The following is a 26144-nucleotide window of genomic DNA, read 5'->3' on the forward strand; positions in this document are numbered from 1 at the left end:
TGTCTTTGACAATAGATGCTCTAATCGCTCCTTCTGGTCATCGCTTAATAATGTCGGTGGTCGCATATCTCCCTCCATAGTTTTTTATGGAGGATATTATATATTAGTTTATGTATGAATGCAACTTAGTATAACATAGCGAAGCCGACCGTCAAATAAGGCCGCAGCCATTGTTTTCGTCAATTCTTCCCCGCCTCCTGTCCGTTTGAAAATAGATCGTCATACCGGCGCAATGGCTACCCTGGCATGCATCTTACTTCTGATGAAAACCTTGGTGATTTCAGCAGCTATCGAGGCCATGAACATGAAGGGGGTCATAAAGATCCAGTCGCCCAGGCTCAGTGGAACCGTGTCAAAGAAGGGATTGAGGAATGGCACGTAAACAGCAGTCAGAACGATCATAAAAGAGCCGCCATCCGCCCATAGCATCCACTTGTTTGAGAATACGCCAATAGTAAAGAGGCTGTGGTATTCTGACCTGGTCGTGAAGGCTCGCAGTAGCTCGGACATGCAGAGGCTCACAAAGGCGATGGTTTGGGCGCGCGGTAAGTCTTGCGGATACATCTTAAAGGCAAAGTAGTACGCCAAGAGCACAGCGGCCGTCATCACAAAGGCCTGTACTGCTACACCAATACGCATCTCCAAGTTAATAACCGGTTCTTTGGTGGGGCGGGGAGGCCGTTGCATAATATCCGGATCGCCCTTTTCCATACCCAAAGCCAGTGCCGGAGCACCATCGGTTACCAGGTTAAGCATTAAAAGTTGAACGGGCCGCAAAGGCACGGGCCAACCAAAGAGCATTGCCAGAAAGATAATCAAAATCTCGCCGACGTTACAGGAAATAAGGTAAAAAACAAACTTGCGGATATTTGCATAGATGACCCTTCCCTCCTCGATGGCGGAGACTATGCTGGCGAAATTATCATCTGTAAGCACCATATCTGCCGTTTCTTTAGTGACGTCCGTTCCAGTAATTCCCATGGCCACACCAATATTAGCGCGTTTCAAGGCTGGAGCGTCGTTAACTCCATCTCCCGTCATGGCAACGACATGACCTCTAGCTTTGAAAGCATCAACGATCTTTGTTTTATGAGCTGGGGAAACGCGACAACAGACATTCACCTGATCAATGATATTTGCGAGTTCTTCTTCATTCATCTTCTCTATTTCTGCTCCGCTTAGTACTTTTCCACCCGGAACCATGATACCTATCTCTTTGGCAATGGCTTCGGCGGTGTCCTTGTAATCACCGGTAACCATGACACTCTTTAGACCTGCTTTCTGAGCAATCTTTACGGCCTCTTTTACCTCGGGCCTGGCCGGATCTATCATTCCCAAAAGCCCCACGAAGGTAAGATTTTTTTCCACAACATCAGAATTGCACTGGTCCAGCAATCCATCCATTGATCGGTAAGCGACCCCCAAGACGCGTAATGCTTGACGGGCCATATCCTGGTTGTTAGCTAAGACCGCTTTCCGCTTTTCAGATGTAAGGGGAATAGTTTTCCCGTTCTCGACGATGTTGTCGCAGAGATCCAGGATAATATCTGGCGCCCCCTTTACAAATGCTACGGTGGGGGGGCAGTCGAAACTAAAAGTGGGAGTACGCTGCAACTCATGAATAGTCGTCATTCGCTTCCGCTCAGAATCAAACGGTATCTCCTGGATGCGGGGAATAATTTTTTCCAATTCATTGCGCCAGAGCCCGCTTTTGGCAGCTATGACCACGATAGCCCCCTCAGTCGGGTCTCCAATCATACGCCAGGTTTCTTCTCCTTTTTCCTCACCGCTTTCCTCAATTTTGGCATCATTGCAAAGCATGCCTCCATGCATGAGGAAAGAGATACTGGGGTCCTCATTTGGATTAATAAGTTGTCCCTCAACGAAGAATTGCCCCTTGGGACTATAGCCCTCGCCGGTCACCTTGAACCTTTTACCACTTACCCATCCCTGCACAACCGTCATCTCGTTCTGGGTTAAAGTGCCGGTTTTATCAGAACAGATGACTGTAGTGCAGCCGAGGGTTTCGACAGCGGGAAGCTTGCGGATTAAAGCATGGCGCCGGATCATCCGCTGCATGCCCAAAGCTAAACAAATCGTTACGACGGCAGGTAATCCTTCGGGAACCGCCGCGATCGCCAGACTTACGGCAGTCATGAAAAGTTCAACAATGTCTTTCTTTTCAGCTATGAAGTAGGCCAGCAAACCTTCATTGAGGATGATGCTGAAGTTTGTGCCCCGGATGAGGCCATAGATGAAAATAATGCCGCAAGTTGCCAGGCAAAGTATGCCGAGCGTTTTTGCTAACTGGTCGAGCTTTATCTGGAGCGGTGTTGCTTCTTCCTCGTAAGATTGGAGCATCTCCGCAATGAAGCCTATCTGCGTATGCATACCTGTGGAAGTGACCAGACCTTTGCCTCGTCCGTAAGTCACCAGCGTGGACATGAAAGCGGAGTTTCGTCGGTCCCCAATCGGAATGTCTTTGTCCAGGACCACGTTTGCGACCTTGTCCACCGGTACCGATTCCCCCGTGAGTGAAGCCTCCTCGACTTTTAGATTGATGCTCTCTACCAAGCGCAAATCTGCTGGAACATAGTTTCCGGCTTCAACAAGAACGATGTCTCCTGGTACCAACTCCCGCGATGCAATGGTGATCTGGTGTCCATCGCGAATTACTTGCGCGTTCGGCGCTGCCATCTTTTTCAGGGCCGCTAAAGCTGCTTCCGCCTTCGACTCTTGGACGACTCCAACAACAGCATTAAGGACAACAATGACCATGATGGCGATAGCATCAACATACTCCCCCAAAAGGAGTGAAACAACAGCAGCTACAATTAAGATAATGACCAGAAAATTATTGAACTGAGCCAAGAGCATTGAGAGAAATCCAGGGCGAGGTTTCTCCTTCAGCTCATTGTGCCCATACTTTTGCAGCCGCTCCTTGGCCTGTTCGTGTGTCAGCCCATTTTCGATATGAGTCTCAAGTTCATTACTAATACTTTCAACGCTTCTACAGTGACATTCTTGAGCCGACATATGTGGACTCCTTGCTAATTAGATATGAAAATAGCGCTGGAAAGTTGAAATGTACACATATTCTACTATAACTTTAAACTGTTGGCTGCGTCACAACTGGTCTGCAACGGCTTCATTTAAGGCTTTTTGCGCCTCAATAAGCTTTTTGTACTTGGATGTTATTTTAATCACATTACTGGACAGAACCGCTTTCAGCAGATCGCCTTCCAGTTCGGCCACATCGATTCTCCTGTAGTAGTCCATGGTTTCCTTGAGATGGGCCAGAACGATCTTTCCGGTCAGGATGGGATGGTTGTTTGTGATATTGGCATCTTTAAATCTCGTCCCGTGCTCCAGTTCTACCTCCAACCCCATGCGGAAACCTTCGAGAGGTATATGCATACCCTCAGTATTGACTATGGCGAGGATTTTAGAAGCCTCTTGTGTCGAAACGACCGCCTCAGTCCGTTTTGACCAGTCGTCCAACCCAATCTCAGCACAAACCCTTGCAACCTCCTTCGCTGTTACGTACTCTGGTAATATCATTCTTTGCTCCTTTCTTAAAAACCCTGCGGTCCTGGAATATCTGTTTACGCTGATTCAAATATTCATTCGTATTTTCGAATGGTCCTCTCATGGCAGGAGGGGGCAAGTGCATCATTATTTGGTTGTTCTTGAGAAACTCAGGTTGTTGGGCAATCCATAGACTTCCGGCCGATCAACAAGCAAGTAGAAGGAATTGAGACCATCCATGATTTTCTCATCCATGCCGTATAAGCAGGCCCGTGCCTCGCCCTTTTCATGCAACTGTTTTAAACGCGCCTCGGCAATGCGGATAAGTTCATTGATCGGTCCGAACCGAATCGCGTCGGTCGGACAGGTCTGGGAGCAGGCCGGTTCCATGCCGTTTGAAATGCGGTCGTAGCACAAGGTACATTTCCGGGCGATATTAACCGAGGGATCAACGGTAATGACCCCGAAAGGGCACGCATCAGTACACAGGCCAATTCCCTGGCATACATCCGGCTGAACCACCACCGTATCGAACTCCGTCCGGATAATGGCCCCTGTCGGGCATGCCTCAATACAGGCTGCGTGCACACAGTGTTTGCAATGATCACTCGCCATGAGCCACCTTGCCTCGGAGCGATCTTGATTGAACTGTTCAATAAATTTGACGTGTCGCCAGTGTATGGCATCAAGATGACCCGTGTTGTCGTAGCTGTCGCCGGTCATCCGGGTGGCGCCCCCTTCGGCAGCCGGCAGCCGGTTCCAGGCCTTGCAAGCGACTTCGCAGGCTTTACAGCCGATGCAGACGGTTGTGTCTGTGAAGAATCCCATACGCTCCGGCATCAGTCCTTCTCCACATTACACACAAAGGCCTTGGCCTCGTGAATACTTACGTTCGGATCGCCAACCATGGAGGTAAGCTCATTCACAGCATCACCTGTAACAATCCCTTGCCAGCCCCAATGCCAGGGCATACCCACATGGTGCACCATTTTCCCGCCTATCTGGAAGGGTCTGATACGCCTCGTTACCAGCGCTCTCGCCCTGATTTGGCCACGGGGGGTGCTTATGCGGACCCACTCTGTGTTGCGTATTCCTTTTTCTTCCGCAAGTTCAGGGCTGAGTTCGATAAAGAGTTCGGGCATGAGCTCAGTAGACCACGAGTTCCAGCGGCTCATGGATCCGGAAAGAAAGTGCTCTGTAAGTCGGTATGTCGTGATCACGTAAGGGTAGCGCCCATCGCCAACCTGAGCAAGCGTATTGTCATCCCTCTGCCAATACTTCATGACGGGGCTGCTCTGCTGCCTATAGAACAGGTTCGCCACTGGTGACTCGGCTGGCTCGTAGTGCGTCGGCATTGGACCGTCCACGAGACCGCTCGGAGTGAAGAGCCATCCTACCCCGTCCGGCTTCATGATGAAGGGATGTCTGCCGGAATGTGCATCGAGGCCGATCCCATCGGGATCTCCTGCTGTGCCGGGATCCTTGCCGACCGGGAAATCAGGGGTGTCGTAACCGGTCCACTTTCTATTATCCCTGTCCCACCAGATCCATTTTTTTCGCTCACTCCATGGCATTCCATCCAGGTCAGCTGAGGCCCGGTTGTATAGGACACGTCTGTTGGCCGGCCATGCCCATCCCCAGTTCTGATGGGAACCTATCATGTCAGGAGGGTCTGGCTCCCGACGTTTCGCAAGATTCCGGTCTGGCACAGGAAAGACGCCGCAGTAGATCCATGAAGCACACGTCGTAGAGCCGTCATCCTTCAGTTTGTCAAATCCATCCAGATGGCGGCGGCTGTCGTTGCTATAAAACCCATTGATCTCTTTGAGGACCTTTTCAGCATCTGGTTCACCTGGAATCAACGGGCTCTCGTCCGGTTCATAGTTCCAGACAAGGTTGTTGATTCCCTGATCACGAGAAAGGTCGCTGTTCGCATACATCTTCTTAAGTCGAAGTCCCAGTTGATAGGTAAACCAGAGATCCGAACGGCAATCGCCCGGGGGCGCCGCAGCTCTGGAGTGCCACTGCAACATACGTTGGGTGTTCGTATAGCTGCCCTCCATTTCCGCTACCCCGGCTGACGGGAAGAAAAAAACTTCCGTGGCGATCTCTTCCGGCTTGATATCTCCTCTGACAATTTCAGGAGCCCTGTACCAGAAGGAAGCCGTTTCTGTAATAAAATTGTCCTTCACGACCAGCCATTGAAGTTTGCGGAGCCCTTTCCTCTCCAGGCTGGCATTGAGTGAGGTTGCTGGATTCTGACCGATGCAGAGCATTCCCTTGACGCGTCCCTCTGCCATGGCAACGAACATCGGCATGTGGGAGTGGTCTCCGATGATCTTTGGGTGCCAGGTGTAGCCAAAATCGTTATCCGACACTGCCTTATCCCCGTACATGGACTTCAGGTAGGAGACCATGAACTTTGGCATGTTAGCCCAATAGCCTGTCGGACTGGCCTCGGTTTCAAGATAAGCGCGCAGAGAGCTGTGGTTTTTGAGTGCGGAGGGCGCCGTCATGTAGCCATGGATGCTGTGATACAGTGTTGGGTTGTCCGTTGATCCCTGAATAGACGCATGGCCGCGGAGCGCCATTATACCACCGCCAGGGCGACCTACGTTTCCCAGGAGAAGCTGCAACAGGGCACAGCAGCCGATGATCTGTACGCCGTACGTGTGCTGAGTCCAGCCGACGGCATATACCCACGCTGTTGTACGGTCGCGCCCCGAATTTTCAAGCACAGTCCGGGCAACTTCAAGGAAGGTATCTTTAGGACAACCGGTGACCTTTTCCACCATCTCCGGTGTGTAGCGGCGGAAGTGACGTTTCAAAATCCGGAAAACAGTTCGCGGATCTTCCAGGGTCTCGTCGCGGGGCGATGGAGGCAATTTTAGCGAGCGGATCAGTTCGGTGAAGGGTGCATCATTTCTCTGTGGCTCTTTCTTCTGTGCTCCGTCGCCACTTTTTGCATAGCGCCAACTTGAAGTATTGTACTGGTAGCGAATACCGTTGAAAGGCCATTCTTCTTTCCCCCCTGAATATTGCATGAGACCGGAGAAGACGCCATCGTCTGAGTCTTCTGTATCTCTAAAGTCCTCCTGCACGATTGTCGCGGCGTTGGTGTAGTTGACAAGATACTGCCGAAAGAACGGGTCCGTGTTCCACTTCTCATCGTTGATCACATAATTAATGAGGCCGCCGAGAAACGCAATGTCTGAACCTGCACGAATGGGCGCATGAATATGGACCATTGCACTCGTTCTGGTGTAGCGGGGATCAACATGGATGAGCTTTGCCCCTTGCAGTTTTGCTTTCATGGCCCAGCGAAATGCAACAGGGTGACACTCGGCCATGTTGGAGCCCTGTATGACAATGCAGTCTGAATACTCAAGGTTGCGCGGATAGAGGGTTGCCGCACCTCTGCCGAGCCTTGCCCCCAGACCGGGGACGCTTGCGCTGTGTCAGATACGGGCCTGATTCTCAATTGCTACAACTCCCAAGCCTCTCATCAGCTTCTGCTGCAAGTGATTCCACTCGTTGTCCAGAGTAGCTCCACCCAAAGCAAATATGGCGGTTGTGTGATTGACAATGGTGCCATCAGAGAGGCGTTCGATGAATGTCTCATCACGCGTCTTTTTTGTCAGTTCAGCCAGGCGATCCATCGCCCAATCGAGGCTCACTTCCTCCCACTCCGCAGCTCCCGGTTTCCGATGGAGCACTTTCGTTGCGCGGTTCGGATTCTTATGGAGCTGATAGATCCCTGCACCTTTGGGACACAGAGCGCCTTCGGTATGGGGACTTTGACGATCTCCTTCGACGTGTACGATGTCTCCGTCAATCGTATAGATGATCGTGGCACAGCCGACAGAGCAGAACGGACAGACGCTGGCTGTGGCTTTGGCATCCTTGATTCGGGAATCCTTAATACTGGCTGGCATTGGATAATGAACCCACTTTCTGTTCTCTTCTATAGTTTATTATGTGTCCCATCACAGAACGGCTGCTTTCCTGTGCGTTTACAGCCGCACCAGGCGACCTTTTTTGGTTCCTTAATTTCAATTTCCATGGGTGTCATGCCGGTATTGAGGCGCTGGTGGGAGCCGTCGCAAAACGGCTGAGCTGCGGACTCACCACAGCTGCACCAATGATATGTACCCGGATTCATATCCATAACGAAAGGTCCCTTTTTTGCGATTTTTGGTTCCATGATCATTGCTCCTTCTTTGTTATTATTTATGACTAAAACGGACTATTCATTGATTCACAAAAAGGCATTCCCTGACACAATCTTTTTTATTAGGATCCTCCTTTCAGTGTTGTTTCGGCTCCTTGTAATTAAATTGCGCTCCGTTAAGAAAACCTGTTTTGCCCTATTCAACTTTTAAAAAACACAAAACCCCGCCGTTTTTTCAGAAGCAGGGTTTCAATAATCTCTTCATGGCATCCCCCTTCTAAAGAGGGTTCAAATTAGCTGTTAACCAATTGACAATGCCTTATTCAATTATGCTTTAATGTGGCCCTAATGATGTGAGAAGTCAAGAGAATATTGTATTTATAACCACTTGAAAGCTTTAATATCTTCCCAAATCTCATTTCTATTGATAGCAGGAAGAAGCCCTCACTTCAGCGCACCTGCCTGCTCCATACAAAAAATTTGTCTCCGGTAAAAAGAAAAAACCCGCCGTGATTATCCTTTATCATGATAGCCGAGAAAACAGCATCATTTATTTTCTTTCAATATGCTCCCTGGTTTTCTATCTCAACAAATCACCAACATCGAATATGGACAAAGCCATGGGGGATTCATAAGCTTCTTTTATTTTCTGCCGGAGCTCCGGCAGAGGTTAACTGCATGATGTGCTTAATGAACTGACGACAGTGTTCCCTGTTTTCATCCGCCGCTGATCCTCACCCGCCGTGTTTCAGGAGGTACTTGTTGGATATTGCCTTGAACGATATCTTGCCCTGATTGGATTGCGTCTCGTCAACAGAGCGGAAGACTACCCCCTCGCGTTCCGTCTGCGGATTGAGAAGGGATTTGCCCTCAGCATAGGCGAGGAGTTTTGCGTGATCGAAGCTGTCTATGGAAAAGCGCTCCGCAACAACGGGCACGCCTTTGAGGCCGAACCCGGCGAGCAGGGCGCGGTAGGCCGGGGCCGCAAGATAACGTTGCCGCGTGAGGTCGAAGATGTTGAAGATGAAGATGTCCTGCCCTTTCAGCGCGTAGACATTCGACTGGATGCCGTAGCCGAGAACCTCACCCTGCAGGGCGAGATAACTGCCCGTCCGGGCATGGTAAGCGCGCAGTTTAGCCTCAATGTCATATTGTCGGGCAAGTTTCCAGAAGGTCTGCTCGGGGGTATCTTGAAACTCCCAGTTCCTGCCGCAGACATGGAAGCCTGCCTCATCGAGGATAAACGAGCTCGATGTGCCGTCAACCTTCTCCGTGACGAAGAAATAGATGCCGGCAAAATCGGCCAGATCCAGGTTTTGCACCCGCTCCTCATCGGTTTTCGGCACCGTGCCCGGGTAGGCGCCGGCTATCTCACCGGCGATGGATGCCTGGATCGGCGGTTCGTAAAGGGTGATGCCGAGAATCTCGGTCACCTCGTCGCCAGCGGCATATTCTCCAGACGGCAGCACTTCATCAATCTTGAAGACAATCCCCTGTGACACCGCGCCGCGAAACTTTTTGGTCCGCAGGCGAAACTTATCCTGCCGCAAAAATTCGTACTGGGGCTGTTCGGGAAAGACCGAATCTATCTCGCAATAAACAACAGGCATCCCCGGCCTGATCTCCTGTGCCTTGCTCACCACGACCTGCCAGCCGCCGAAGACCGCCAGCTCAATCGCATCGGCTCCCTCGATCGGCCGTATCTCGTCAGCCTTACGAATTGTCGCCAGTTTTCTCATAGATTTACCCGACATTAATCCGGCCGGGGCGCATCATTTTCCTCTCTGTCCAACCCCAGTTTTTGCCTTTGCTCAATTTCCCTGAGTTTCATCCGGAGAATGACAATGAGACCGATAATGGCAATCCAGAAGATCGCGAGGTTCTCAAAAATGATGAACTGATAGTAGGGGGTGGAGGGAAAGACCTCGATGGCCTTCTTGGTCTCCTCGGCCCAGAGCGGGGAGATAAAAAACAAAATAAGAAAAGTAAGATAAACAACCAGCGCCATATCAGCTCCTCACTTCTGACTTACGATGTAGATGCAAAGCTCTTCCGAATAAGTTCCTCCTCCCTTGCCTAAAGCACCTACTGTTGGTGACGGGAGGGAGGGGGGGGTGGGTGAAGCTGCAACATGCTGATTTCATGACAACCTCCCCCCACCCTAACCCTCCCCCGCAAGGGGGGAGGGGACTTATTGCCACTTATGCAATTATCTCTTTCTAACTAAAATAACCGATCGCCGTCATGATCAGAAAATAGGCCAGGTAGCCGTAACCTATCACGGTAAAAAGGGGGCTTTTTTCGCCCCGGCTGGACTTCCTGTCCAAGAGCGGAATAAGGAAGAAAATTAATATTCCCGCAGATATCAACATGATGGCAATTGTTTCACCGTTTAACCCCAGGATCTCGCCCGGGAAAAACTTCAGGGTCTGGAAAAGAAACAGGAAGTACCATTCCGGCTTGACATTTTCGGGCGGGGCGGCCAGCGGGTCCGCCTTCTGACCGATTTCGGGAGGCAGCAGTGTGGCGATGGTCACCGTCAGGCCCAGGACAACGAGCCAAACGATGATGTCCCGATAGAGAATATTGGGGAAAAAGGGTACCTGCGGTACATTTTTATCCTTCAACGAAAGCGGGGTGCTCATTCCGTGAATCTGCACGATAACAACATGCAACCCCATTAAAAAGATGGTGAAAAGGGGCAGGATGGCCACATGAAAGGCATAAAAGCGGGTTAGGGTCTCACCTGTAACATCAAAGCCGCCTCTCAGGAAGGCCTTGATGAAATCACCGACGATGGGAAATGCACCTGCCCCCCCGGTGGCTACCCGGACGGCCGCGAAGGCGCGCTCATCCCAGAGGAGCAGATAACCGCTGAGGCCGAAGAAGATGGCCGTTACCAAAAGGATGAATCCGGAATACCATAATAACTCCCTCGGCTTGCGATATGATTTGAAGAGCAGCGTGGCAAAAAGATGCACAAAAAGGAAGAAGATTGCCAACTGCGACCCCCAGTGGTGCAGGGAACGAAAGAACCACCCCATATTCAATTTGGTGACAATTTCAATGATACTATTGTGGGCATGTTCGGCATGAGGTACATAGTAAAATGACAGGAGCATTCCCGTGATAAACTGGAGGGCAAAGAGAAACAAAACCACTCCGCCCGTGTAATACCAGAGATCATGCCCGTGTACGGGCACCAGCTTTTCCTTGGCCAATTTCTTGAGCGGCGCGATATCGTACCGTTCGGCAAACCAGTCTTTAAGCCTTGGGCAGTTCAACCTTAACTCCCTTTCTGGCCACAATAAGTTTATCCCCTTCCACTGTATAGACAAATATTTCCAGTGGTTTAGGGGGTGGGCCCTGGATGTTCTTCCCGTTTTCGTCAAACCAGCCCTTATGGCAGGAACAGTAAAACTTCCGCTCCTCCGGTTTATAAACAATGTTGCATTCCATGTGGCTGCACACACCCTTTAGGGCCATCAGGTTCCCGTCGGTTTTCCGGAAAAAAAGCCCCAACTTTCCCCCCCAAGCAAAGGCTTTCGTCGAGTTGGCCGGGATATTGAGGTAATCCTCCGGTTTGAGGATGACAAAATCCGGCTCTTTGCCCAGGGTGGGGAAGGCAAAGCGCAACAGGGCAAATATGCCTCCCGAGAGAGCGGTCAGCAGCCATCCTCCCAACAGGGTGTTGACAAAAGTCCGTCTGGTGACGAGGGAGCATTCAAGCTTCATCTTTTATCACCCCCAGGAACTTCTTGAATTTATACTGCAAAAGGGTTTTTCTCAGGCCCACGATGGCGTCCGTCGGCCGGACCTCTTTGGGACAGGCCTCTATGCATTTGAAGAGGGTATCGCAACCCCAGACTCCCCGCTCGGAATTGACGGCTTCCAGGGCGCTCAGGGGCCTTTCATCGCGGGAATCAAGGATAAAACGTTCCAGCTTGGCCAGGGCCGCCGGCCCGAGATAGTCGGGATCGCGGGCCAGAACTGCGCAGGCGCCGTAACAGGAGGCGCACATAATGCAGTTTATGAACTGATCAATGCGGTTTCTGTCCTCTTCCGTCTGGTGGACCTCGGTCTTGGGGGCGGGGCTTTTTCTCATCAGCCAGGGTTGCACCTTTTTATACATCGTCCAGAAGGGGGTCATATCCACGACCAGGTCTTTCAAGACCTCAAAATTCGGCAAGGGTTCCAGAATGATACTGTCTGATCCCAAGGTCGCCACCTGGGTGCGGCAGGCGAGCCCGATCGTGCCGTTCATCACCATGGCGCAGGAACCGCAGACGGCGGAACGGCAGGAGCAACGCAATCCCAGACTTCCATCCAGCTCGTCCCGGATGGTCAAGAGGGCCGAAAGCACCGTCAAACCCGGCAAGGCCTGAACACGATAGGTGGCAAAGCAGGGCTGTGTTTCGGGCGCCATGCTGTCATACCGAAGGATCTGAAAGGTGTAGCCAGCGTCCTTAATCAATATGTCCTCTCCTTGGGCTGATAGTTCGTGATCGCCACCTCCCGGTAGGAGATGAGGGGATTGCCGTCCTTGCCCAGAGTGACCAGGGTATGCTTCAGCCACTCCTGGTCGTTTCTTGTGGGGAAGTCGCGCCGGAAATGAGCGCCCCGGCTTTCCTCGCGGCGTAATGCGCCCAGCACAATGGCGTTGGCCACATCGAGCATATATTCAAGATCAATGGCCTTCATGAGCTCATAATTCAGGTGTCGGTGCGGCGAGGTTACAAAAACCCGGCCGTACTGTTCCTTAAGGGCGGCAAGATCCTCCAGGGCCTGCTGCAATTTTTGCTTTTCCCGGAAAATTCCCACATTCTCACTCATCGTGCGACCTAATCTTGCCAGCAGGTGCGCGGGTCTCTCGTTGCCCCGGTTCATTCCCTGAATCTTCCGTTCCCAATTTTTTCCGGACTCTGCCAGCAGCGCTTGATTACTGGTGCCGTGCTTGCTTCCCAGGTATTCGCCCATGGCCTGGGCCGCCACTTTTCCAAAGACAAGCGTATCGAGCAGGGAATTGCCGCCCAGCCTGTTGGCCCCATGCACGCTCACGCAGCCGCACTCCCCCGCTGCATAAAAGCCGGGCAGCAGTGTTTCACAGCGTTCATTGGTATCTATGCCCCCCATGGAGTAGTGCTGGCAGGGCATGACGGGAATCGGTTCCTGCACGGGATCAATGCCCGCAAAATCCTTGCAGATGCTTCTGATGCCGGGGAGTTTTTTCTGGATTTTTTCCTCGCCGAGGTGCCGCAGGTCGAGGTTGACATACTTGCCCAAAGGGTGGTCCAGGCCCCGGCCCTCTTCTATTTCCGTGCGTATGCACCGGGACACGATATCCCGCGGGGCAAGCTCCATAGCTTTGGGGGCATAGCGCTCCATGAAGCGCTCACCCTTGTTATTAGTGAGCCAGCCTCCTTCTCCGCGCGCGGCTTCGGTAATCAGGATATGATTGCCGATGAGCCCGGTGGGATGGAACTGCACGCATTCCATATCCTTGACCGGTACGCCAGCCTTATAGGCGATGCCGATGCCGCTGCCATAGTTGATCAGGGCATTGGTGGAATGCTGGAAGACCCGGCCATATCCGCCCGTGGCAAACAGGGTGGCCGGGGCGCTCACGGGCACGACAGCGCCTTTTTTGAAATCCAGGGCGATAATGCCGTGACATTGCCCCTCATCTGCTGCCAGCGCCAGCGCATACCATTCTTCGTAAATCGTCACCCCTAAGGATATGGCCCTTTCGTAGAGGGTGTTCAGCAGCACGTGACCTGTCAAATCCGTTGAATAGCAGGTGCGGGGATATCCGGCTCCCCCGAAAGGGCGTTGGGCAATGGAACCGTCGGGAAATCTGCTGAAGGGACAGCCCCAGTGTTCCATCTCATAGACAATTGCCGGCGCTTCCCGGCACATGAGTTCTACTGCCGGCTGGTCGGCTAAGTAATCGCTGCCCTTTATCGTGTCAAAGGTATGCTTTTCCGCGGTGTCGTCCTTGCCTTCGGGATGATTGCCCAAGGAAGCATTGATGCCGCCCTGCGCGGCAATGGAATGTGACCGAAGCGGATGGACTTTGCTGAAGAGGCCCACATTGTAGCGGCCGCAGAGGTCAACGGCGGCCCGTAAACCCGCCAACCCGCCGCCGACAATGATAACATCATGCTGGAGCATAGCTATATCATCCTGAAGTAGAAGAAAATCAGCACTGCTGCAATAATCGTCGCCACAACATTGGAAAGTATGAACAACTGTTTTTCTTTTCTATATCCCAGGTCAATTACGATGGTGCGTAAACCGTAGATGCTGTGGAAGACGAAAAGAACGAGGATTAAGACATCGAGGACCGGATGGCGGTGCAGACTGAGCGCCCAGTCCGGTTTCTTGTCTTTGGTGAACAGGAAGTAGCTGGTAAAGATTTTTATGCCGATGAGGATGATAAGGGAAGCGCCGCTGATCCTGTGAAAAAGCCAGATAAACATTGGGAAGCCTCATATTCTTAAGTTGTTGCCTGAACTTATGATCCGTTACGATGGCGCTATACATATTGCAAGCAGATGGGTATGTCAACAGGAAATTTGGGCCTGTTGCGCCGCGCGCTCCAGTTCCCGTTTTTTCATGGCGATCATAATGGCGGTCAGTGCCGCCTGTGTCATGCCGGTAATGCGCTCCGCCTGGCCGATCGTGACGGGCTGGATCCGGCACAGCTTCCCCTTCAGCTCGTTGGAAAGACCGGCAATCAATGTATAATCAATATCCGCAGGGATCTTCCTGCCTTCCATGTCCTTCATCCGCTGCACGGCTTCGAGCTGCCGCTTGATGTAGCCGTCGTAGCGGGCTTCGATCTCGATCTCTTTCTTCACCACGGGATCGGGGATCGCCTCCCAGCCCGGCAGGGCTTGCAGGTCATCGTAGCCAATCTCGTGGCGCTTCAGGAGCTGATAAAGGCTGACGGGATTCTTGATCGGCAGGGAGCCCATCGCGGTCAGGATATTGTTGATGTCCGCCACGGGGTAAACCTTCGCTTCCTCCAGTTGCCGGGTGCCCGACTCAATCCGGCGCAATTGCTCCCGCATCTTTTCATAGTGTTCGCTGCCGATAAGCCCCAGCTCCCAGCCCTTGCCCATAAGACGCAGGGCGGCGTTATCCTCCCGGAGCAGCAGGCGGTACTCGGCGCGGGAGGTAAACATCCGGTACGGTTCGTCCACCCCTTTGGTGACGAGATCGTCCATCAAAACCCCCAGATAGGCCTCCGAGCGATCCAGGGTGAACGGTGCCCTCCCCTGTACGGCCAGCGCCGCATTGATGCCGGCCCAGAGGCCCTGCGCGGCGGCCTCTTCATAGCCAGAGGTGCCGTTGATTTGGCCGGCAAGATACAGGCCCGCCACCGGCTTCGTCTCCAGGGTGAGCTTCAGTTGCGTCGGCTGGACGAAATCATATTCGATGGCGTAGGCGGGGCGCATGATCTCGGCCTGCTCGAGACCGGCCACGCTATGGACGACCTGCTCCTGAATTGTAAGCGGCAGGCTGTTCCCGAGACCCTTGGCATAAATCTCCTCCGTCTCGAGCCCCTCAAATTCCAGAACCACGGGGTGCCTGCCGCGGTCGGCAAAACGCATAACCTTGTCCTCGAGCGAGGGACAATAGCGGGCGCCGATCCCCTTGATCGCCCCGGAATAGAGCGGGGAGAAGGCGATGTTGGCCGTAATCAGGCGATGCGTCTGGGCCGTCGTCGCCCCGAAATAGGAGGGACGGCGCTCGGCGGGGAGCTGGGTCGTGGTAAAGGAAAAGGGCGTCGGGTTAAGATCGCTGTCCTGGCGTTCCAGACAGGAAAAGTCTATCGTCGAGGCCCGCAGGCGCGGCGGCGTCCCGGTTTTCATGCGCCCCATCTCGAATCCCAATCCACGCAGGGAGTCGGCGAGTGAGATGGAGGCAATCTCTCCGGCCCGGCCTGCCGGATAGCTGACCGGGCCGATATGGATCAGGCCATTCAGGAAGGTGCCCGTCGTAACAATCACCTTCTTCGCGCCGTAGAAAAAGCCCGTCTGGTCGGTGACGCCCGCGACCGCTCCATCCTCGACCACGAGGCGCTCTACGAGAGCCTGTCTGATATGGAGATGGGCTTGCTTTTCCAGCGTCCTCTTCATGGCCAGGCGATAGAGCTGCTTGTCGCATTGGGCTCGGGAAGACTGGACCGCCGGCCCTTTGGAGGCGTTCAGTACCCGGAAGTGCGTGGCCGTCTGGTCGGCCAACTTGCCCATCTCGCCGCCCAAAGCGTCAATCTCCTTGACCAACTGACCCTTGGCCAGGCCGCCGATGGCGGGATTGCAGGGCATCAAGGCGATGGCGTCCAGGTTGATGTTGCACAGCAGCGTCTCGCAGCCCATCCGCGCCGCCGCCAACGCCGCCTCGCACCCTGCATGCCCCCCGCCCACCACAATCACATCATAATTTAGATAATTTAGGGGACACCATACTAAATTATTCACTGTGCTTTTTCCCCTTTGGTCCCCGTTTTTGCATGTGCAATGACCTGCCCAGGAGTTGCTCAATTTTAGAAACGAACGCGTCCTCTCCCAAAGGTCTGCCTGTCTTCTCTTTGCAACGCACTTCCTCTAACTCCTCTTTGCCATATTCAGTCGCAAGAAATTCACGCCAGTCTCCAACCATGTCAAGCAAGGGCGAAACAATAACCAGAGCGTCATCCTCCCCGCTTACGTGGGCTAAAGCACTGCTCCACCGCCAAGATAGGGGATCGGCAGCAAGCCTCGCACGCACAGGATTCATCTCAACATAATGAACGGCGGCCAGCAAATGTCGCTCATCCATAGGGAAAGAGGCAAATCGCCCCTGCCACAAGTGACCTTGCCATCCTTCCCGGACATTAATCATGCAGGTGTAGCGACGATGGGCTTCGCCTATGGCTTGCCGCAGGCCACTGTCATTATCAGGAACAGCTATGATATGGACATGATTAGGCATGAGACAATAGGCCCATACTGCCACATTGCACCTACGGCACCACTGCGCCAGCAAATTTATATACTCCTGATAATCCTGATCACAGAAAAAGGTCTGCATGCGGCGGTTGCCGCGCTGGGTAATATGGTGGGGAACGCCGGCTGCGATAATACGTGCTATTCTTGCCATGGCTGATATTTACCTGATTAATAGCAAAGTGTCAATAATTTAGTATGGTGTCCCCGAAATTGTCATATATTATTGACAACAGTGTGTTGATAATTTAGTATGGTGTCCCCGAAACTAAGGAGATGCTTTTGAGCAAACCGGCATTCTGGAACAACAGCAAACGGTATTACGACCTGAAGAGTTACTGGCGGAACCGCTTCGGCGTCAAGGTTTATAAGTTGCCGATTGACGCCGGTTTTACCTGTCCGAACCGGGACGGGTCCATAGCGACCGGCGGCTGCATCTATTGCGACGACCGGGGTTCCCGGTTGCGCCAGGAGGGTTCCCTCCCTTCTGTCAGTGAACAGATCCGGCGCGGCCAGACCTACTATCGGAAGCATCGTCAGGCCGCAAAATTTATCGCCTATTTCCAGACATTCACCAACACCTATGCTTCCTGCGACCAACTGAAAGCTCTCTACGACGAAGCCCTGGCCCAGGAAGATGTCATCGGTCTTTCCATCGGCACGCGGCCCGATTGCGTCGGCGATGATGTGCTGGAACTCTTGCAGGGATACGCCAGCGACCGTCATGTCTGGTTGGAATTCGGCCTCCAGTCCGTCCATGACCGGACGCTCACCCTCATCAACCGCGGTCACAACTACGCCCAGTTTCTCGACGCCGTCACCAGGACTGCTGGCCGTGGCATCCATATCTGCGCCCACATCATCGTCGGGTTGCCCGGTGAGAGCCGAGAGGAGGCGCTTACGACGGCTAAAGCTCTTGCCGACCTGACGATTGATGGCATCAAGATTCACCTCCTGCTCGCCTTGCAGGGGACGGCTATGGGCAAAATGTATGCGGCGGGAAAGCTTGTCATGCTGGAGAAAGAGGAATATGTTGAGACCGTCTGCGATATTCTGGAAGTCCTTCCCCCCGAGATGGTCATCCAGCGGCTCACCGCCGACGGTTACCGCGATATTTTCCTGGCCCCCGCCTGGGCCGCAAACAAGATGGAGGTTTTGAACGCCATTGACAGGGAGTTGGAAATAAGGGATACTTTTCAGGGGAGTAAATATAAAAAGCTCCCCCTTTAGAAAAGGGGGACTGAGGTATATTTGATGATCGGCATTGTTGATTATCGGGCGGGAAATCTGACCAGCGTGGCGCGGGCCTTGCGTTACCTCGGCGAAGACTGTCAAATCACCGACGATCCGGCAATCCTGGCATCGTGCAGCCACATCATCTTCCCGGGAGTCGGGGCGGCCGGAGAAGCCATGGCCAATCTCCGCGAGCGGAAGCTGGATCACTGGCTCAAAACCTGGGTAGTGGACGGCATCCCCATCCTCGGAATCTGCTTGGGAACCCAAGTTATTTTTTCCGCCAGCGAGGAAAACGATACTACCTGTCTCGGCATCGTGCCCGGCACGGTGAAGCGTTTCCCGGATCTTGCCGACGCCGATGGCCGTCCGTTCAAGATCCCCCATATGGGTTGGAACCAGGTGCATTTCACGCGGCAGCACCCCGTTTTCCGCGATATTCCTCCCGGCGCCGAGTTCTACTTCGTCCATTCCTACTATCCGGACCCGGTGACGACCTCAGGGACGGATGGAGCAGGTGATAATTGGATCATCGGCCAAACGGAATACGGTTTCACATTCTGTTCCGCCGTGGCCCGCAAAAACCTCGTGGCCGTCCAGTTCCACCCCGAAAAAAGCGGTCGGCCGGGGCTGCAAATACTGGCTAATTTCTGCCGCTGGAGAGGCCGCGATGCTGAGTAAACGGATCATCCCGTGCCTCGATGTACGGAACGGCAAGCTGACCAAGGGCATAAAATTCCAGGGCAATGTGGACATCGGCAATCCCGTAGCGGTGGCCGAGCAGTATTACGAACAGGGCGCCGATGAGATCGTTTTTTACGACATCACAGCCTCTGCCGAGGGTCGGGACATCATGATTGACGTGGTCCGGCGTGTGGCGGAAAGGATTTTCATCCCCTTCTCCGTAGGCGGCGGCATCCGGACGGTTGACGATATGCGCCGGGTCATCCTGGCCGGCGCCGAAAAAGTGAGCGTCAATTCGGCAGCCGTGGAAAATCCGTCTATAATCAGCGAGGGCGCCAGGGCCTTTGGCAATCAGTGCATCGTGTTGGGTATGGATGTCAAGCAGGTGCAGCCTTCCACCCGGACGCCGTCAGGCTACGAGATCGTCATCCACGGCGGCCGGAAATACACGGGGATTGACGCCCTGTGGTGGGCGCAGGAAGCGGAAAGGCTTGGGGCGGGCGAGATCTGCCTCAATTCCATTGACGCTGACGGCACCCAGGACGGCTACGAAATAACCCTTACCTCCCTGATCTCCGGAAGCGTAGGCATCCCCGTGATCGCCTCCGGTGGCGCGGGCAAGCCGGAACACCTGGTGGACGTCCTGACTAGGGGCCGGGCCGATGCTGCCCTGATCGCCTCCATGGTCCATTACCGGACCTATACAATTACCGAGATAAAAAATTATCTGGCCGAGAGCGGAGTAAAAATCAGACATCTCTGGTAGCAGGATGAATTTACCCTGCTTGATTATTAAGGTTGAAGCATATATACTGTCCGCCGAACAAGTGTAACACGCACTAACTTTGATGGAAGCAGAGGGGGAAATACAGTGGACAAGAAGCGATATGAGTTGAATGTTCAGTTGGCGCAGATGCTGAAAGGCGGCGTCATTATGGATGTGACCAATGTGGAGCAGGCAAAGATTGCCGAAGAGGCGGGGGCGGTAGCCGTCATGGCCCTGGAGCGTGTGCCTTCCGATATCCGGCGGGACGGCGGCGTGGCCCGGATGTCCGACCCGGGCATGATTGCAGATATAAAAAAGGCCGTCACGGTGCCCGTCATGGCCAAGGCCCGGATCGGCCACTTTGTGGAGGCCCAGCTCCTGGAGGCCTTGAAAATTGATTACATTGACGAAAGCGAAGTTTTGACCCCGGCCGATGAAGAATGCCATATAGACAAGACCAGGTTTGCCATCCCCTTCGTCTGCGGCGCCCGTAATCTGGGTGAGGCCCTGCGCCGCATCGCCGAAGGCGCCGCCATGATCCGCACTAAAGGCGAGGCCGGCACGGGTAACGTGGTTGAGGCCGTCCGCCACATGCGCGCCATAAACCGCGAAATCCGCCAGCTTGCCCAGATGCCCGTCGAGGAAGTCACGGGTTTTGCCAAGGCCAACGGCATTCCTTACGAACTTGCCCTGCAAGTGCGCGAGCTCGGCCGCCTGCCCGTCGTCAATTTCGCCGCCGGCGGTATTGCCACACCCGCCGATGCCGCGCTGATGATGCAATTGGGCTGCGATGGCGTCTTTGTCGGCTCGGGCATCTTCAAATCCGACAGCCCTGCCCTGCGCGCCCGGGCCATCGTCAAGGCCACTGCCTATTTCAACGATCCGGCGAAGGTGCTGGAAGCTTCGATGGGTCTGGGCACCGCCATGCCGGGGCTCGAAATATCCGCCATCCCGGAACAACAGTTGCTGGCCGGGAGGGGCTGGTAAGGTTTTGTGAAATCCTTAGGCGTGCTCAATCTGCAGGGCGGGGTGGTCGAACACCTGGATCATCTGGAACGGCTGGGCATCAATGCCCGGCCTGTTAAAGAGGAGGCCGATTTCGAGGATCTGGCCGGGCTCATCATTCCGGGCGGCGAAAGTACGTGTCTTTCCCGCCTGCTGCGCATCTTTTCTTTAGACGAAATCATCACGCGGGAGTTCCGCCGGGGCATGAAGATCTGGGGGACCTGCGCCGGGGCGATCCTGCTGGCCCGCACGGTTGTCGGAGCGGCAGCGCATCTGGCACTTATAGACATCGAACTGGAGCGGAACGGCTTCGGCAGCCAGCTTGAAAGTTTTGCCTGCGAAGCCCTGGTCCCGGCGGTCGCTCCGGGGCTTTTGCCCCTCACTTTTATCCGCGCCCCCAAGATCACCCAAATCGGCCCCGGTGTGCAGGTTTTGCTTACTATGGGAGAGTTTACCGCCGCCGCGGAAAGCGCTGGCGTATTAGTCACGGTTTTCCACCCGGAACTGACGGGATGCTTGGCCTGGCACCGGTATTTCGCCCGTAAATGCGGACTGGAACCCTATGATGAAAGCCGGGCGCCTGACCAGGATCGAAACTGGGACAACAGGAGTTGGACACGCCTGGCTCGCATTGCCGGATAGCCATTTTTTAAATCCCCCTTAATCCCCCTTTTACAAAGGGGGAAAAGTAAGAAATCAGCATCCCTCCTTTAGTAAAGGGGGGCAGGGGGGATTTGTCTCACACAGTTCAGGCGTAATCTCCGTGCTCCATGGTCTTGCTGAAGGTGAGCTTCGGCCATTGCTTCATGGTATCCGCCAGGCGCCATTCGTTGGCCGCCAGATAGGCCAGGTTCCCCTCGGCATCGCCGGCCAGGTGATCCTTCATGGCCTTCTCGAACTCCTTGAGCTGCATCCGGTCGGGGCCAGTAATCCAGCGCACCGTGGACAGATTGACCACTTCATAGGAAGCCTCCACGTTATACTCGGCAAGAAGTCTCGCCATGATCACTTCGAACTGCAACTCGCCCACAGCGCCCAGGATGAAATAACTGCTGGCGAGCGGGCGGAAGAGCTGCACCGCCCCTTCCTCGGCCAACTGCATCAGTCCTTTTTCCAACTGTTTGGCCTTCAGGGGATTGTTCAGACGGACCCGGCGGAAATATTCCGGGGCGAAGTTCGGGATGCCCGTAAACTTGAGCGGCTCCTTTTCCGTAAAGGTGTCGGCGATCTTGATGGTGCCGTGGTTGTGGAGGCCGATAATGTCGCCCGGATAGGCCTCCTCGGCATGGGCGCGTTCCTGGGCCATGAAGATAATGGCGTTATTGAGCTGGATGTCTTTGCCGATCCGGTGATGCCGGACCTTTATCCCCGGTGAAAACCGGCCCGAACAGACCCGCAGGAAGGCAATACGGTCCCGGTGGGCCGGGTCCATATTCGCCTGGATCTTGAAGACGAAGCCGGAAAATTCCTCTTCATAGGGAGAAACGTCCCGCGTGGTCGTGGGCCGGACGATCGGCGAAGGCGCCAGTTCCACAAAGGCATCCAGCATCTCCCGGACACCGAAATTATTGACGGCGCTGCCGAAGAACACGGGAGTCTGGTTACCCTTCAGATATTCCTCGCTGCTGAACGGACTGGCCGCGCCGTCGAGCAGGGCAACATCGCTCCGGAGCTCGTCGGCCTGGCTCTCCAGCAGTTCGTCGAGACGCGGGTCATGGAGGTCCGTGATCAGGATGCCCTCCTTGATCCGGCCGCTGTGAGTGGGAGAAAAGAGGTGCAACTGCTGCCGGTAGAGATCGTAGATGCCCTTGAAATACTTGCCCATCCCGATCGGCCAGGTCATGGGGACGCACTCGATCTGGAGCGTATCCTCGATGTCGGAAAGCAGGTCCAGTGGCGGCAGGCCGTCACGGTCCAGCTTGTTGATAAAAGTCATGATGGGGGTATTGCGCAGGCGGCAGACCTCCATGAGTTTTCTCGTTTGGGTTTCCACGCCCTTGCCGCTGTCAATGACCATCAGGGCGCTGTCCACCGCTGTCAACACGCGATAGGTGTCTTCAGAGAAATCCTCGTGTCCGGGCGTATCGAGCAGATTTATTTCATAACCGCGATACCCGAAAGTCATGACGGAAGAAGATACGGAAATGCCCCGCTCCCGTTCCATGGCCATCCAGTCGCTCGTGGTATGCCGCGCCGCCCGGCGCGCCTTGACGGCTCCGGCCATCTGAATCGCCCCGCCAAACAAAAGCAGCTTTTCCGTCAACGTCGTCTTGCCGGCATCGGGATGGCTGATGATGCCGAACGTGCGCCGGCGGTCTATTTCCTTCTTAATATTGGCGTCCAAATCAATTCCTCTCTGGTAATTTGTGGTAATTTGGGGACACCATACTAAATTCTATGAATTTAGTATGGTGTCCCCAAATTACCCAACCATTAAATTCGCGTCAGATGCCGGTACTTGATGCGGTGCGGCTGGTCCGACGCCGCGCCGAGTCTGGCCCGGCGGTCGGCCTCGTATTCACTGTAGTTGCCGTCAAACCAGCAGACCTTGCTGTCCCCTTCAAAGGCCAGGATATGGGTGACAATTCTGTCGAGGAACCAGCGGTCGTGGCTGATCACAACCGCACAGCCGGCAAAATTCTCGAGCGCATCCTCGAGGGCCCGCATGGCATTCACGTCCAGGTCATTCGTCGGCTCATCAATCAGGAGCACATTGGCGCCTTCTTTCAGGATGCGCGCCAGATGGACCCGGTTGCGCTCGCCGCCCGACAGTTGGCCGACCTTTTTCTGCTGGTCCGTCCCCGCAAAATTGAAGCGCGCCACGTAGGCGCGGGAATTCACCTCCCGGCTGCCCAACTGGATGGTTTCCCGTCCTTCGGAGATTACCTCCCAGATTGATTTCCCGGGGTCCAGGACATCACGGCTCTGATCCACATAGCCGAGCTTGACGGTCTCGCCAATCATAATTTCGCCGCTATCGGGCTTTTCATGTCCGGTAATCATCCGGAACAGCGTCGTCTTGCCGGCCCCGTTGGGTCCGATGACGCCCACGATCCCTCCGGGCGGCAGTGCAAAGGTCATGTCCTCGACAAGCAGATTCTCGCCGTAGGCCTTGCTCACATGGTTGACTTCGATGACCATCTTGCCGAGACGCGGCCCGGGTGGAATGTATATCTCCAGTTCCTTACCACGCTTTTCGCTTTCCTGGCTCAAGAGGTTTTCATAGGAATTGATGCGCGCCTTGGCCTTGGCGTGCCGCCCCTTGGGGCTCATCCTGATCCACTCGAGCTCCCGCTGCAGTGTGCGCTGGCGCTCCGTTTCGCTTTTCTCCTCGACGCGCAGCCGATTCTGCTTCTGATCGAGCCAGGAAGAATAATTGCCCTTCCAGGGTATGCCCTGCCCGCGGTCCAGCTCCAGTATCCACTCAGCCACATTGTCCAGAAAGTAGCGATCATGCGTGACGGCAATGATGGTGCCGGCATAGCGCTGCAGATGATGCTCCAGCCAGGCCACGGATTCGGCGTCCAGATGGTTTGTCGGTTCGTCGAGCAGCAGTATGTCCGGCTTGATCAAAAGCAGCCGGCAAAGGGCCACGCGGCGCCTTTCCCCGCCCGAAAGAACCTTCACGGGGACATCGCCCGGCGGACAGCGCAGCGCATCCATCGCCATCTCGAGTCGGGAATCCAGATCCCAGGCATCAAGCGCGTCTAACTGCTCCTGGACGACGCCCTGGCGTTCGATCAGTTTGTTCATCTCATCGTCCGACATTGGCTCGGCGAATTTCTCGCTGATATCGTTATACTCCTGCAGCAGATCCACGGTCTTCTGCACCCCTTCTTCAACTATCTGGCGCACGGTCCTGGTGTCATCAAGATGCGGTTCCTGCTCCAGAAAGCCGATGGAATAACCGGGCGAGGGCATGTTCTTCCCCGCAAAGTCCGTATCTACGCCGGCCAGAATGCGCAAAAGCGAACTCTTGCCGGAACCGTTGGTGCCCAGCACCCCGATCTTCGCCCCGTAAAAGTAGGAAAGGGAAATATCCTTGAGGACGGTTCTCTTGTCGTAATACTTGCTGACCCCCATCATGGTGTAGATAATCTTGTTGCCTTCATTGGCCATAAAACCGTTGAACCTCCTTGATGTTTACCTGCATTTCAAATCCCCCTGAATCCCCCTTTGCTAAAGGGGGAAGTAAATATTCCCCTCTTTGACAAAGAAGGGTTAGGGGAGATTTTCCCTTTATAAGTACGCCGTCAACCCGCGCCGATCCAGTTCCTTCACCACTTGCTTTACCTCCTGCGCCCGATCTTCGGCACAGACCAAAAGGGCGTCTTCGGTGTTCACGATGATCAGATTCGCCACCCCCACGAGGGCAACCAGCTTGCCACCGCCATAGACAAGGCAATCGCGGGAAGCGATATTAATGCCTTCCGGGGCATTGATGACCACGTGGCCATCTCCGTCCGGCGCAATAATCTCGGGAAGCGCCCGCCAACTGCCCACGTCGCTCCAGCCGAAGTCGGCAGGAATGACCGCTCCCTGCGCCGCCTTCTCCATTACCCCATAGTCAATGGACTGGCTCTCGATTGCACGGTAAAGACCGGCGATCTGGGCCGACAGGTCGGCCAGATTCCAATCACCGGCAGAAAACTCAAGCTTCATAAGACCGGCGTGGAGCGCCGGCATGTGTTTCTCGATCTCCGCCAGGATAACCCGCACCTGCCAGACAAACATGCCGCTGTTCCAGTAAAAATTACGGGCCGACAGAAACTCCAGCGCCTTGGCGAGAGAAGGCTTTTCCACAAAGCGTTTAACGGGCCAGGGGCCTTCGTCGCCCTGGCTTTGGCCAACTTCGATATAGCCGTAGCCGGTTTCCGGCCGGTCCGGCCTGATCCCCAGCGTCACCAGCGATCCCTGCTTCGCTGCCTCCTGCGCCCGCAGCAGCGTGGCCCGGAAGCGCTCTTCATCAACGATGTAATGATCGGCAGGCAGCACCATCATGACCGCCGCGGGGTCGTGCCGGGCGATGACCGCCGCCGCCAACCCGATAGCCGGCGCCGTGTTGCGCCCCACGGGCTCGGCAATAATGGCGATCGGCACAGCGGACAGATACTCGAGCTGCCGGGCCGTCTCTTCCGATTGCCGGGCATTGGTGACGACCAAAATGCGCTCGGGCCGCAGCGGGAGAACCCGTTCCACGGTCCGTTGCAGCATAGACTTGCCTCCAAAGACCGACATAAGCTGCTTTGGACGCTGCCGGCGCGAAAGCGGCCAAAAACGGGCGCCGGCCCCCCCGGCCAGGATTACAATATACATGTTCTCAGCTCCTTTAATCAGGGACAGAGCCCCTATTTTTCAGCAAATGACCAGCGCATAGGCGATGAACAGCAGCCATCTGGAGATGATTATCAAGTCTTTCATGGTGAGCTCTTTGTGCAACAATTCTCCTCAAATATCAAGTTCAAATACAGTTTTGATCCGCATACAAACCGTACCGGCCATTTACGAAACCCTGCACAAATTCACTCTGACAAATCCGCAGGCAAAATTGGGCTCGCAACATTACTTCTCTTCTGGTAGGTCTAAACAACCAACTTGCTAACCCCGATAAACGGGATAAGCGCGAGCCTCTTGCAAAATGAGCATTGTTACGAGGGTTATCACGATTCCCTTGCTGTTTTTCTGCCGTTCTCACTTCAGAGAGGGTGACTGGTTATTATTTACCCGTATTTTCGCAAATAGCCCATATTGATGGGCGCACCTC

Annotated in this window: 21 protein-coding genes and 1 pseudogene; 5 read left to right on the forward strand and 17 right to left on the reverse strand. The window is 54.4% G+C overall.

The genetic code is table 11. From position 1 onward, the window contains the following. Positions 1-219 precede the first annotated feature (219 nt). The 14 genes and pseudogenes from NT140_11645 to NT140_11710 all read right to left on the reverse strand — a co-directional run bounded on the left by NT140_11645 (position 220) and on the right by NT140_11710 (position 16846). A complete protein-coding gene (locus NT140_11645; protein MCX5832516.1) occupies positions 220-3036 on the reverse strand; it encodes a cation-translocating P-type ATPase in 2817 nt (938 codons plus the stop codon). A 90-nt stretch (positions 3037-3126) separates the two neighbouring features. Beyond that, complete coding sequence (locus tag NT140_11650) at positions 3127-3561, reverse strand: hypothetical protein (protein ID MCX5832517.1); 435 nt, start codon at positions 3559-3561, stop codon at positions 3127-3129. Between the two features lie 114 nt (positions 3562-3675). Further along, positions 3676-4368, reverse strand: coding sequence for a 4Fe-4S dicluster domain-containing protein (locus NT140_11655; GenBank protein MCX5832518.1), 693 nt, complete (start codon positions 4366-4368; stop codon positions 3676-3678). Continuing rightward, positions 4368-7439, reverse strand: a pseudogene (locus NT140_11660) (molybdopterin-dependent oxidoreductase). Before NT140_11660 ends, NT140_11655 begins: the two are co-directional and overlap by 1 nt. 53 nt (positions 7440-7492) lie before the next feature. Then, positions 7493-7738, reverse strand: coding sequence for a CDGSH iron-sulfur domain-containing protein (locus NT140_11665; GenBank protein ID MCX5832519.1), 246 nt, complete (start codon positions 7736-7738; stop codon positions 7493-7495). 695 nt (positions 7739-8433) lie between these two features. Then, positions 8434-9438, reverse strand: coding sequence for an RNA ligase (ATP) (locus NT140_11670; protein MCX5832520.1), 1005 nt, complete (start codon positions 9436-9438; stop codon positions 8434-8436). A gap of 14 nt (positions 9439-9452) precedes the next feature. After that, positions 9453-9707: a hypothetical protein gene (locus NT140_11675; GenBank protein ID MCX5832521.1), complete on the reverse strand. Its 255-nt coding sequence runs from the start codon at positions 9705-9707 to the stop codon at positions 9453-9455. Between the two features lie 211 nt (positions 9708-9918). Continuing rightward, positions 9919-10983, reverse strand: a complete 1065-nt coding sequence (locus tag NT140_11680) for a cytochrome bc complex cytochrome b subunit (protein ID MCX5832522.1) — start codon at positions 10981-10983, stop codon at positions 9919-9921. Beyond that, complete coding sequence (locus NT140_11685) at positions 10964-11434, reverse strand: ubiquinol-cytochrome c reductase iron-sulfur subunit (protein ID MCX5832523.1); 471 nt, start codon at positions 11432-11434, stop codon at positions 10964-10966. Before NT140_11685 ends, NT140_11680 begins: the two co-directional genes overlap by 20 nt. Further along, positions 11424-12173, reverse strand: coding sequence for a succinate dehydrogenase iron-sulfur subunit (sdhB, locus tag NT140_11690; GenBank protein ID MCX5832524.1), 750 nt, complete (start codon positions 12171-12173; stop codon positions 11424-11426). The genes NT140_11685 and sdhB overlap by 11 nt, the downstream gene beginning before the upstream one ends. Continuing rightward, positions 12170-13870: an FAD-binding protein gene (locus NT140_11695; protein MCX5832525.1), complete on the reverse strand. Its 1701-nt coding sequence runs from the start codon at positions 13868-13870 to the stop codon at positions 12170-12172. The genes sdhB and NT140_11695 overlap by 4 nt, the downstream gene beginning before the upstream one ends. 2 nt (positions 13871-13872) lie before the next feature. Continuing rightward, entirely contained in the window at positions 13873-14178 is a 306-nt protein-coding gene (locus NT140_11700; GenBank protein ID MCX5832526.1) for a hypothetical protein, read from the reverse strand. Between the two features lie 84 nt (positions 14179-14262). After that, positions 14263-16185: a tRNA uridine-5-carboxymethylaminomethyl(34) synthesis enzyme MnmG gene (mnmG, locus tag NT140_11705; protein MCX5832527.1), complete on the reverse strand. Its 1923-nt coding sequence runs from the start codon at positions 16183-16185 to the stop codon at positions 14263-14265. Beyond that, positions 16178-16846: a transposase gene (locus NT140_11710; GenBank protein MCX5832528.1), complete on the reverse strand. Its 669-nt coding sequence runs from the start codon at positions 16844-16846 to the stop codon at positions 16178-16180. The genes mnmG and NT140_11710 overlap by 8 nt, the downstream gene beginning before the upstream one ends. A gap of 128 nt (positions 16847-16974) precedes the next feature. On the opposite strand from NT140_11710, the gene NT140_11715 reads away from it, so the two are divergent. The 5 genes from NT140_11715 (at position 16975) to pdxT (ending at position 21022) form a co-directional block, all read left to right on the forward strand. Beyond that, complete coding sequence (locus tag NT140_11715) at positions 16975-17922, forward strand: TIGR01212 family radical SAM protein (protein MCX5832529.1); 948 nt, start codon at positions 16975-16977, stop codon at positions 17920-17922. A gap of 24 nt (positions 17923-17946) precedes the next feature. Further along, on the forward strand, positions 17947-18606 hold the full coding sequence (gene hisH, locus NT140_11720; GenBank protein MCX5832530.1) for an imidazole glycerol phosphate synthase subunit HisH: 660 nt from the start codon (positions 17947-17949) through the stop codon (positions 18604-18606). Beyond that, positions 18596-19375, forward strand: a complete 780-nt coding sequence (hisF, locus tag NT140_11725; protein MCX5832531.1) for an imidazole glycerol phosphate synthase subunit HisF — start codon at positions 18596-18598, stop codon at positions 19373-19375. Before hisH ends, hisF begins: the two co-directional genes overlap by 11 nt. Positions 19376-19480: 105 nt before the next feature. Next, on the forward strand, positions 19481-20362 hold the full coding sequence (gene pdxS / locus NT140_11730) for a pyridoxal 5'-phosphate synthase lyase subunit PdxS (GenBank protein MCX5832532.1): 882 nt from the start codon (positions 19481-19483) through the stop codon (positions 20360-20362). A gap of 6 nt (positions 20363-20368) precedes the next feature. Beyond that, entirely contained in the window at positions 20369-21022 is a 654-nt protein-coding gene (pdxT, locus tag NT140_11735) for a pyridoxal 5'-phosphate synthase glutaminase subunit PdxT (GenBank protein ID MCX5832533.1), read from the forward strand. 106 nt (positions 21023-21128) lie between these two features. Here pdxT and NT140_11740 read toward each other — a convergent pair whose 3' ends face one another. From NT140_11740 to NT140_11750, 3 genes are all read right to left on the reverse strand, one after another. Then, on the reverse strand, positions 21129-22724 hold the full coding sequence (locus tag NT140_11740) for a peptide chain release factor 3 (protein ID MCX5832534.1): 1596 nt from the start codon (positions 22722-22724) through the stop codon (positions 21129-21131). Between the two features lie 89 nt (positions 22725-22813). Further along, positions 22814-24499, reverse strand: a complete 1686-nt coding sequence (ettA, locus tag NT140_11745; protein ID MCX5832535.1) for an energy-dependent translational throttle protein EttA — start codon at positions 24497-24499, stop codon at positions 22814-22816. A 120-nt stretch (positions 24500-24619) separates the two neighbouring features. Then, on the reverse strand, positions 24620-25696 hold the full coding sequence (locus tag NT140_11750) for a mannose-1-phosphate guanylyltransferase (GenBank protein ID MCX5832536.1): 1077 nt from the start codon (positions 25694-25696) through the stop codon (positions 24620-24622). Between the last annotated feature and the right edge of the window lie 448 nt (positions 25697-26144).

This window comes from Deltaproteobacteria bacterium, assembly GCA_026388415.1.
Lineage (GTDB): Bacteria > Desulfobacterota > Syntrophia > Syntrophales > JACQWR01 > JAPLJV01.